This window comes from Nitratireductor sp. GZWM139, from assembly GCF_030068685.1.
Lineage (GTDB): Bacteria > Pseudomonadota > Alphaproteobacteria > Rhizobiales > Rhizobiaceae > Nitratireductor > Nitratireductor aquimarinus.
On sequence record NZ_JAMQML010000025.1, the window covers coordinates 20537 to 29442 of the forward strand.

Annotated in this window: 9 protein-coding genes and 3 pseudogenes; 1 reads left to right on the top strand and 11 read right to left on the bottom strand. The window is 62.6% G+C overall.

The genetic code is table 11. From position 1 onward, the window contains the following. Nucleotides 1–32: 32 nt before the first annotated feature. From NDI72_RS20910 to tet(G), 3 genes and pseudogenes are all read right to left on the bottom strand, one after another. Nucleotides 33–218, bottom strand: a pseudogene (locus NDI72_RS20910) (DUF3363 domain-containing protein); the annotation flags it as partial. Next, entirely contained in the window at nucleotides 155–1078 is a 924-nt protein-coding gene (locus tag NDI72_RS20915; protein WP_028657710.1) for a LysR family transcriptional regulator, read from the bottom strand. The pseudogene NDI72_RS20910 and the gene NDI72_RS20915, both read right to left, overlap by 64 nt. Before the next feature lie 89 nt (nucleotides 1079–1167). Further along, a complete protein-coding gene (gene tet(G) / locus NDI72_RS20920) occupies nucleotides 1168–2343 on the bottom strand; it encodes a tetracycline efflux MFS transporter Tet(G) (protein WP_001257840.1) in 1176 nt (391 codons plus the stop codon). 103 nt (nucleotides 2344–2446) lie between these two features. Here tet(G) and tetR(G) point away from each other — a divergent pair, with 103 nt between their 5' ends. Then, nucleotides 2447–3073, top strand: a complete 627-nt coding sequence (tetR(G), locus tag NDI72_RS20925; protein ID WP_000163574.1) for a tetracycline resistance transcriptional repressor TetR(G) — start codon at nucleotides 2447–2449, stop codon at nucleotides 3071–3073. Here tetR(G) and NDI72_RS20930 read toward each other — a convergent pair. The 8 genes and pseudogenes from NDI72_RS20930 to NDI72_RS20960 form a co-directional block, all read right to left on the bottom strand. After that, nucleotides 3070–3186, bottom strand: a pseudogene (locus NDI72_RS20930) (DUF3363 domain-containing protein); the annotation flags it as partial. The gene tetR(G) and the pseudogene NDI72_RS20930 overlap by 4 nt on opposite strands. A 93-nt stretch (nucleotides 3187–3279) precedes the next feature. Continuing rightward, the gene (gene floR, locus NDI72_RS20935) at nucleotides 3280–4494 is read right to left on the bottom strand and encodes a chloramphenicol/florfenicol efflux MFS transporter FloR (RefSeq protein WP_084929431.1); all 1215 of its coding nucleotides are present in this window, start codon (nucleotides 4492–4494) and stop codon (nucleotides 3280–3282) included. A gap of 216 nt (nucleotides 4495–4710) precedes the next feature. Continuing rightward, complete coding sequence (locus NDI72_RS22010) at nucleotides 4711–6108, bottom strand: DUF3363 domain-containing protein (RefSeq protein ID WP_425467042.1); 1398 nt, start codon at nucleotides 6106–6108, stop codon at nucleotides 4711–4713. A gap of 9 nt (nucleotides 6109–6117) precedes the next feature. After that, nucleotides 6118–6618, bottom strand: a pseudogene (locus tag NDI72_RS22145) (relaxase/mobilization nuclease domain-containing protein); the annotation flags it as partial. 143 nt (nucleotides 6619–6761) lie between these two features. Further along, nucleotides 6762–7082: a hypothetical protein gene (locus tag NDI72_RS20945; RefSeq protein ID WP_100650078.1), complete on the bottom strand. Its 321-nt coding sequence runs from the start codon at nucleotides 7080–7082 to the stop codon at nucleotides 6762–6764. Next, nucleotides 7079–7987, bottom strand: coding sequence for a lytic transglycosylase domain-containing protein (locus NDI72_RS20950; protein ID WP_134726876.1), 909 nt, complete (start codon nucleotides 7985–7987; stop codon nucleotides 7079–7081). Before NDI72_RS20950 ends, NDI72_RS20945 begins: the two co-directional genes overlap by 4 nt. Continuing rightward, nucleotides 7984–8319 (bottom strand): DUF736 domain-containing protein, encoded by a 336-nt coding sequence (locus NDI72_RS20955; protein WP_100650080.1) that lies wholly within the window; start codon nucleotides 8317–8319, stop codon nucleotides 7984–7986. Before NDI72_RS20955 ends, NDI72_RS20950 begins: the two co-directional genes overlap by 4 nt. 38 nt (nucleotides 8320–8357) lie before the next feature. After that, nucleotides 8358–8891, bottom strand: coding sequence for a S26 family signal peptidase (locus NDI72_RS20960; RefSeq protein WP_283801674.1), 534 nt, complete (start codon nucleotides 8889–8891; stop codon nucleotides 8358–8360). Nucleotides 8892–8906: the final 15 nt, after the last annotated feature.

The window sequence follows — 8906 nt, forward strand, 5'->3', positions numbered from 1 at the left end:
ATCCTATAGCGCCGGTCCTATCTGCCCGCGCAGACCTCGCTGCTGAGCTGGCGGTTGATGACCGGCCGCCACGGGACAAGGGTGCATTTATGGCTCTTTTCAACCACAGCGAACTGGCTGCTGGATAATTGTACGGTGCCGGTGGACTTGTCGCTCACGCCTTCGCTATCCGTGGTAGTATCGAACGGTAGTCCGTGCAGACCTTCCGGCCCATGTCGTTGGCGAGGCTGAGCAGGTTGCGAAGCGCCGCGCTGCGATTGGACGGCGACCAGACAGCCGAGAAGGCGACCGGCTCCGGCTCGTCGGTGAAGGGCAAAAAGACAATGCCGTTTGTCGGCAACAGCGCCGTGGCCGCGCCGACGATGGTGATGCCAAAGCCCTGTCCGACCAAAGACAAAAGGGTGCCACGCCCCACGTCGAAGCGCAGGATCGACGGCGCAGGCCAGCGCTCGGCATGGCGTAGCACGATATGGCTATGAACCTGCGGTCCAGTGCCGCCATGCCTGACAAGGAACGTCTCGCCTGCCAAATCGGGCCATGTGACGGCTGACCGCTTGGCGAGCGGATGCCGTTCCGGTAGCACCGCCAAGAGCGGTTCGGTCCATGTGCGACGGGAATGGCAGTCGGGTGGTTGGGGCGTGCCCGCGACGAACGCCACGTCCAACCTGCCGGCGCGAAGCTGCACCACCGCTTCACGGGCCGGGCCTTCGGCGATCTCGACTTCAACATCGGGGTAATCCTTGCGGTATTGGCCGATCAGCTTTGCGAGGAAGCTATGCGGAATCAGGGCATGGATACCGATACGAAGCCGGCCGCTTTCTCCGGCTGCCGCCATGCCGGCGGTTTTCACCGCATGGTCGAGTTGGTCAATACCTACGGCTATCCGCTCGACGAAATGGCGTCCGGCCTCGGTCAGCCGAACGCCGCGCGCATGACGCTCGAACAAGAGGATGCCGAGGTCTTCTTCCAGTGCCTTCACGCGGGCGCTGACGCTGGACTGTGCAACGCCGAGCGCGTTGGCGGCGTGACGGAAGTTGAGATATTCGGCGACAGCGAGAGTGTGAACTAAGGTCATCATTGGCACTCGCCCCGAAAGGAGATGATTGCTCAACAGATTTAATCCGTCATTTCTCCTAAGTCTACGCATGCCAAATCGCCATGACTAAATCACAATGAAGTTGCGAATGGTCTGCGTAGTATTGGCAGACATATTAAATAGAGGATCGCGCCGACAATCCAAACCCAACCGTTCCATGCCCCGGCGGTGGCAGAATAGAGTGCTGTGAAGCCAAGCGGTCCTGCGATAGAGCTTAGATTGGTGAGGCTCGTTAGCGTTCCTTGCAAAGCCCCTTGCTTGTTACTGCTGACATTGTTTGAGAGCATTGCCTGCAAGGCCGGCATGCCAACACCCCCGGCGGCAAGCAGCAACAGAATCGGGAACACCATCCATCCCTGCGTGGCAAAAGCCAGAAGAACGAAGCCAGTCGCATCCGCAGCCATGCCAAACAGCAGCGTGCGCCGCTCTCCAAGCCGGCTTGAAAGCGGGCCGGTAACAAACGCTTGGAAGATCGCATGTGTTGCCCCAAACGCCGCGAGCGACAAACCAACGGTCGCGGTGTTCCACTGAAAACGGTCCTCGCCATATATGACCCATAGGGCTGCAGGCACTTGGCCGATCAGTTGAATAATGAAGAAAACTGCGAAAAGCGCACCTAGCCCGCGCAATGCATCATCCAGCCGTAACAGAACGAATGGTTTGATGCGAACCGGCTTTCCGGTCCCGCCATGGCTGTGATGAGTCTCCTTGAGGAAAATGCAGGCAAGCAGGAACGCGAACCCGTTGAGAAGGGCGGCGGCGATAAACGGGGCATGAGCAGAGATACCACCGAGCATGCCACCAAGTGCTGGCCCGGCAATCATGCCCGCCCCATAACAGGCCCCCATGTAGCCGAACCAGCGTGCGCGAGAACCTTCCCCCGTCGAATCGGCAATGGTTGAGGCTGCTACAGCTCCGGTTGCGCCCGTGACGCCGGACACGAGTCGGCCGATATAGAGCACCCATAAGACCGGCGCTGATGCCATAATCGTGTAATCGACTGCGGCTCCTGCAAGAGAAGCCAGAAGTACCGGACGCCGACCGTAAGAATCCGAAAGCTGTCCAAGCATGGGCGCGAAGACGACCTGCATCAATGCATAGAGCGACAGCAAGGCACCATAGTGTCCAGCGACCTGCTCTGCTGGCACAAGCTCACGCAGAAGCGTCGGAAGGACGGGCATGATGAGGCCGAGACCCATGGCGTCAAGACCCACGATCAGCAGGGCAATGATGGCAGAGCTGCGCACCTGAAACTCCAGCGCCGCTCAATGGAGCGACTTTATCAACGATAAGGAGATGGACATAGAACTTATCGCTGATAAATTGTCAAGCACTGGCGAAGGAACGTGAATGACCAAACTGGACAAGGGCACCGTGATCGCGGCGGCGCTAGAGCTGTTGAACGAGGTTGGCATGGACAGCCTGACGACGCGGAAGCTCGCTGAACGCCTCAAGGTTCAGCAGCCTGCGCTTTACTGGCATTTCCAGAACAAGCGAGCGCTGCTTGATGCGCTCGCCGAGGCGATGCTGGCGGAACGCCATACCCGCTCGCTACCCGAAGAGAATGAGGACTGGCGGGTGTTCCTGAAAGAGAATGCCCTGAGCTTCAGAACGGCGTTGCTCTCTTATCGCGACGGCGCGCGTATCCATGCCGGCACTCGACCGACAGAACCGAATTTTGGCACCGCCGAGACGCAAATACGCTTTCTCTGCGCGGAGGGCTTTTGTCCGAAGCGCGCCGTTTGGGCGCTCCGGGCGGTCAGTCACTATGTGGTCGGTTCCGTTCTCGAGCAGCAGGCATCTGATGCCGATGAGAGAGTTCCGGACAGGCCAGATGTGTCCGAGCAAGCACCGTCGTCCTTCCTGCACGATCTGTTTCACGAGTTGGAAACAGACGGCATGGATGCTGCGTTCAACTTCGGACTCGACAGCCTCATCGCTGGTTTCGAGCGGCTGCGTTCATCTACAACAGATTAGAGGCTTATGCCCCTTTGCCGCCCCAACTGCCACGACACCGATCCGCTTTGCACGATGCCCATGACCTCACGGCCGAGCTGGCGGTCGATGACCGGCCGCCACGGGACAAGGGAAATGAGCGGTATCTTGCCAGACAGGATACCGCCATTCACGAGGTTTCGAAGATTATTGCGCCGCATCAAAGCGGGCTTGCTTCCAGTCGTCGGCTAGACGACTGGCGACTTCTCGGTGGCAGCATCACGGGATCGAAGGAGCGCCAGCCCCAACGACACCAGCACTGCCATTGCCGTGGCGTAACAAATCACGGGCCACGCTGTATCGCCGTTTAACAGCGTCACCGCCAATGTCCCGACGATACTGACTATCAGGCTTTGGATGCAGAAGTAGAACGCAACCGCTGATCCAGCGATGTCGTCGAACTGCGCAAGTGCGCCGTTGGCGGTAACGGACACCGTGAAGACAATGCCGACCGCGACAACCCACATCGGCAGGATGAAGCTGAAAAATGACGGCGATCCGAAAAGTTGGCCGATCCCCAACAGGATCGCGCCGGAAACGAGCAACGCCATCCCGCGCGCTACGCATCCCGCGATACCCCATTTGGCAACGAAGGACTTTGCGAAGCGGGTTGTCGTGACCATGACCAGCCCGACAGTCGCGAAGGCCAAGCTAAATCCGATCTCGGAATAGCCGGCTTGGCCTATGAGAACACGGGGGGCTGTCGAGAAGAAAACGAAGAATGTGCCCATGCCGGCACTAAATCCGACCGTGTAAACCCAAAAGGCCGGACTCGCGAAGATCGGCAAAACAGATCGTTGCGTTCTGGCCTGATCCAACGGTCGGGTTTCATGCCACCTGAAACTGGCGTTTAAGAGTGCGAGCGAAGCCAGTGCAGCCAGTGTGATGAAGATCGCCTGCCATCCCCAAAACTCGCCGATCAGCGCACCGGCTATAGGGCCGAGCGCAGGCACGAACGCCAGCATCGAACTGAAAAGGCCGTAGATGACGGCACCTTCGGGACGATTGGCATATACGTCGCGCACGGTCGCGAAGGTGGCCACCAGCATGGCCGATGCTCCAACAGCCTGAACCAGACGAAACGCAACAAAGGCTAATGCAGTTGAAGAACAAGCCGCTCCCAGAGACGCAGCAACGAAAGCCGTTGCGCCTACAAGCAGGATCGGCCGTCGCCCGACGCGATCGGAGAGTGGCCCAAAGATCACTTGGCCCACACCGAGCATCACCATGTAGAGGCTCAACGTGAGTTGGATTATGGATGGAGTCGTGTTCAGGACGCCCGGCATCGCCGGAACGACTGGAAGATAAATATCCATCGCCAGCGAGGCGAGGATGTCGAAGGGAGCCATAAGCAGCAAGGCTGCCGGCAGCGTATAGGCCCACGCGGGGCGTGTGGTGGTCATGACGAATCAACCGCTCGATTAAGGATACCGGGCAGCGTCTGCTCGTCAGCAATCAGATGGGATTGGTCTTACAGAGCGCCGCAACAACAATTCTGATGTTGCGGCTTACTTGTCTGCTGACTTGGAATTTCCCATGCTGATGGCTCCACGATTACGAAATTGAATAGCAGCTCTTATCGAATTAGTTGTTGCGTTGCAATGCGGTATCGTTGGCTCCTATAGCCCCAACCCCCGCTGCCGCCCTAACTGCCACGACACCGAACCGCCCTGCATGATACCCGCGACCTCGCGGCCGAGCTGGCGGTCGATGATCGGCCGCCACGGGACAAGGGTGAACTCGTGGCTCTTTTCCACGATGGCGAACTTGCCGCTCGTTAGCTGGACAGTCCCGGTGAACTTGCCGCTGACACTCTCACCATCCTTGGCGGCGCGGAACGGCAGCGCCTTGCCCTCGGTCATCTCCGCACCGGCGCGCGCAACTTCCCGCTCGCGCAGGGTGGCGAGAAGATTGCGCCGGTAGAAGATTCGGCCGTCCCTGTTGCGCGTGGCGTCGCGCTGTTCGATATGATGCTCGCGGCGCTGGTCCATGGCTTCGCGGACCTGTTGCCCGAAGCCGGTCGGCGCAAGGTCGGCCGTTTCGCCATGGACCAATCGCCGGTCCAGCCATGTCGCGCAGTCCGAACGTATCTGCCTTTGCAGATCAACCGGGGAAAGCACGCGAACGCTGGCCTGCCGGTCGCGGCCGGTATCGTAATCAGCCGCGCGGCTGACCAGATCATCTGGGATGCGCCATTGGTCGGCGTCGATGCGCTCGACGATGCCGGCCCGGCGCAGCGCCTCCAGCCGCCGGACATGGGCATCGATATAGCCCTCATCGTCGCCGCCGGGAACGCGGCCCTCGAATTTCGCCTGCTCCAGATGGCGGCTCGGCCGATAGATGCCGTCCTCGGCGATGGCGGTGATGGTGCGGTCGGACGGCCGGGGTGCCACCTCGGCCGGGCCGATCTGGATGACGCTGCCAATGCGGGCGTCCTCCAGCCGCTCGGGCGTGATGCCGGCGATGTGGTGCGTCCTACCGTCGATCCCGTCCACCACGATTGTCAGGTTCTCGCCCAACTCGTCGGACAGGTGCTTGTCCACGACGCGGCCGACGATAGGCGTCTCGGGCGCTCCGTCATGGATTTGGAAGCTCATGGGATCGCGTTCGCCTGCCTGCGGGCCGAGCGCCTTCTGCATGGTGCGGATAATGTCGCCACGCTCGCCTAGCTCGCGCAGGGCCGGTTCCATGTCCTTGCTCAATTCCCAAACGGCGGGCGCGTGCTCGGTCGCCAGCCCCATCTTCTCCAGCTTGGTAAGGCGGCGCAGGCGCAAGGTGCGCTCGAACTGCCGCCTCGGCTCTGCCAGTTCATGGCGCAGGTCGAGGAAACGGGCATCGGCTTCCTCGACCATGGCGCGGTCGATCCGGGTGAAACGGTCTTGGTCGATCTCGGCGGATAGCTTGCGGGCCTGCTCGATCTCGGTCACGGGGCCGAGTTCGAGACTGGCAAGCTCGCTGGCGCGTTCGCGCAGGCCGGCGGAAAGGTAGTCGCCGTTGATGACTAGATCCCCGCCCATATCGTCGCGGCCGTTGACGACGATATGCACATGGGGATGGCCGGTGTTGTAGTGATTGACGGCAACCCAATCGAGTTTGGTGCCAAGGTCAGCTTCCACCTGTTTCATGAAATCGCGGGTGTAGGCCGTGAGGTCCGACAGCTCCGCCCCCTCCTCGGGCGAGACGATGAATCTGAATTGGTGGCGGTCGTCCTTGCCGCGATCAAGGAAGGCGTCGCCATCGGCGCGGTCCTCGGTCGCCGAATAGAGCCGGCCCCGCTCGCCGTCGCGTGAGGTTCCGTCACGCTGGACATAGCGCAGATGTGCACGGGCACGGCCGCCCTTCAATGCGGCCCTGACGCTGCGCTGCTTGACGATGACGCGGCGGCTGCCCGGCTGGCGATGATGCCAGTTGCCCGAGATATTGCGGGCACGCACGAAGCTCGCGCCCCGGCCGCGCTTCACGCCCTTGCCGCTGGCGACCACGGCACGGGACCGGCCCGACGATGACGGGCGGGCGGATGACGGCATGGAAGGGTCGCGGGAGGCTGCCGCCTGATGCTGCCGGGTGATCTTCCTGACCTGCGTGAAAAAGCTCTTGGTCTTGCCAGCCTTCGGCGTGTCGGATCGGATGCGGCCGGGCTTCGGTCGGAAGCGGTTTTCGTCGTCGGCGCTCAAGGGCGCGACTCCAGCCCAAACCGCCGGAAAACCGCCGATCTGCGCCTATGGTGCCGCTTGAAACCCTGCAAAGCCAAGGCTTTGCGCAAAATCGCGGCACGCGGCCCCTCAAAACCATGGTGCCGGAACCGGCCACCTAACCAGTGTGCAGACAACAACAATTTCCAGAAGCGGCCCGACATGGTGCCGTCTTCTTTAATCTTGCCCTCCGCCCTTTCTGTCTTTTCTGCCCCTCCTGCCGGGAATCCTGCCGGGCGCAAACCTGCCCGACCAGATGCCGAAACCAGCGCCGCCGAGCGCGGGAACGCCGCCCTCATGGGGTTCTCCCATCGCTGGCGCTCGCCACGAAAATGCTGCCGTCCTGCGGCTCCGCACGGGCGCGGCCGTCGCCTGTTTGCACCTCGGACGGCGGCGCGGCGGCAGCTCGCGTGTCGTCCGGGCGCATGACGAATAGCGGTGCCTCGCGCCAGTCGGGCGGCGGTGCCGGTGGTTGCAACGGCGCATCCGATGGAGCCGCGCCGCCAAGGATCGGGGCGAGCGCGGCGACATAGGCGCGTGTCTCGGCGGGAAGCGGGCGGCCCGTCGTGCGGTGCTCGTCATAGCGGCCGGGGCCGGCGTTATAGGCCGCAAGCATCGCGCCGACATTGCCGTAGCGGTCAAACATCTCGCGCAGATAGGCCGTGCCTGCGAGGATGTTGTCGCGCGGGTCGTAGGGATCGCGGCCGAGGCCATGGCGGACGCGCAGGCCCGCCCATGTGTCGGGCATCACCTGCATCAATCCCATCGCTCCGGCCGACGATATGGCGCGCACATCGCCCGCGCTTTCGGCGCGCAGCACGGCACGAATCCAGTGCTCGGGGATGCCGAACCGCTGCGACGCCTCGACGATGTGCGCCGCATACGGATGGGCAACGGCCGGGCGCTCGACCGATGCGGATTGCGCGACGGCGACGCCCGGTCCTATGCAGACGGAAAGCGCCCCCGCCAGCAGCAGGACGACATAATGCCATGCCGGCCTGTCTCCGCTTCGCCGCCAGCCTGCCAGCGTGCTCGCTGCGGTCAAGGGCAAGGCGCAAGCGCCGGCCGGGGGCCGCCCCTGACCTTCGCTGCGCGCGCCGGCCGTCTGGTCGCCGAGCGGGACGAAGGGATGAGACGGCTTTTCCGCGAACAAAGGGATGCCGATCTTTGACCGGATTGCGGGCCGAACGCGCGCGGCTGTCATTCCTCATCCTCGATCTTCCGGGCGTGCTTCCAACGCAGGGTCCAGACCGAAGGATCGTCGTTGGACTGGAACAGTTTGGCGCGGATCGGGGACGGGAAGATTGGCCCCTCCAATCGCATCGACACGAACTCGCCAGCGTTCTCGCTGGAGTCTTTCCATGCGGGGCCGGCGTCCGGGCCGTCCTCGCTGCCGAGGCGCACGCGATAGTCGGGTGCGTTCTTCACGTCGCTCGGCTTGGCCGGGACGATGAATAGCTGTTCTCTGAGGCCGAACGAATGAAGCTCCCCCGCATAGCCGGCTTCGGTGCGGGTGAAGGTGCCTATCTCTGCCATGGGAAATCTCCTGTGGTTGGTTTTCGGGGGGGGTGGTTTCAGTGCGTCGGCGCGCGCCACTCGTAGCGGCCGACGCCTTCCTCATCGGTCCAGAGCGGAACCGCTCGGCCGATGGCGGAAGCTGCGGGTATGGGTCCGAAATAACGGCCGTCGAGGCTGTCGCGGACTTCCCAATTCATGAGGAAAAGCTGGTCGCCGCCGATGACGCGGCAGCCCTGCCAGACGGGCAGATCGCGGCCGAGGCTGTCGCGCTCCAGCGCCTCGCCCATCTCGATCCCGTCAACCGTGATCGTGCGGCCGGCGCGGCAAACCCGCTGTCCGGGCAGGCCCAAGACGCGCTTCAAGAGCGGGACGCCTCGCGCGATATAGCCGCGCTCGACCATGAAGGCGGCGAGCGGTTCGGGCGGCATGATGGCGACCAGCTCGGGCACGTCGATCCGGTCTGCCGGCTCGACGGTGTAGAACCCGACTGGCGCGCTGGCGGTGGCGTTCCATATGAGTTTCGTCGGCGTCTCGACCGCGCTTGCGGCGGCGATGCCGAGGGCTCTGTTGCAAAGATTGGCGGCAGTCAGAGGTAGGCTGTCGCT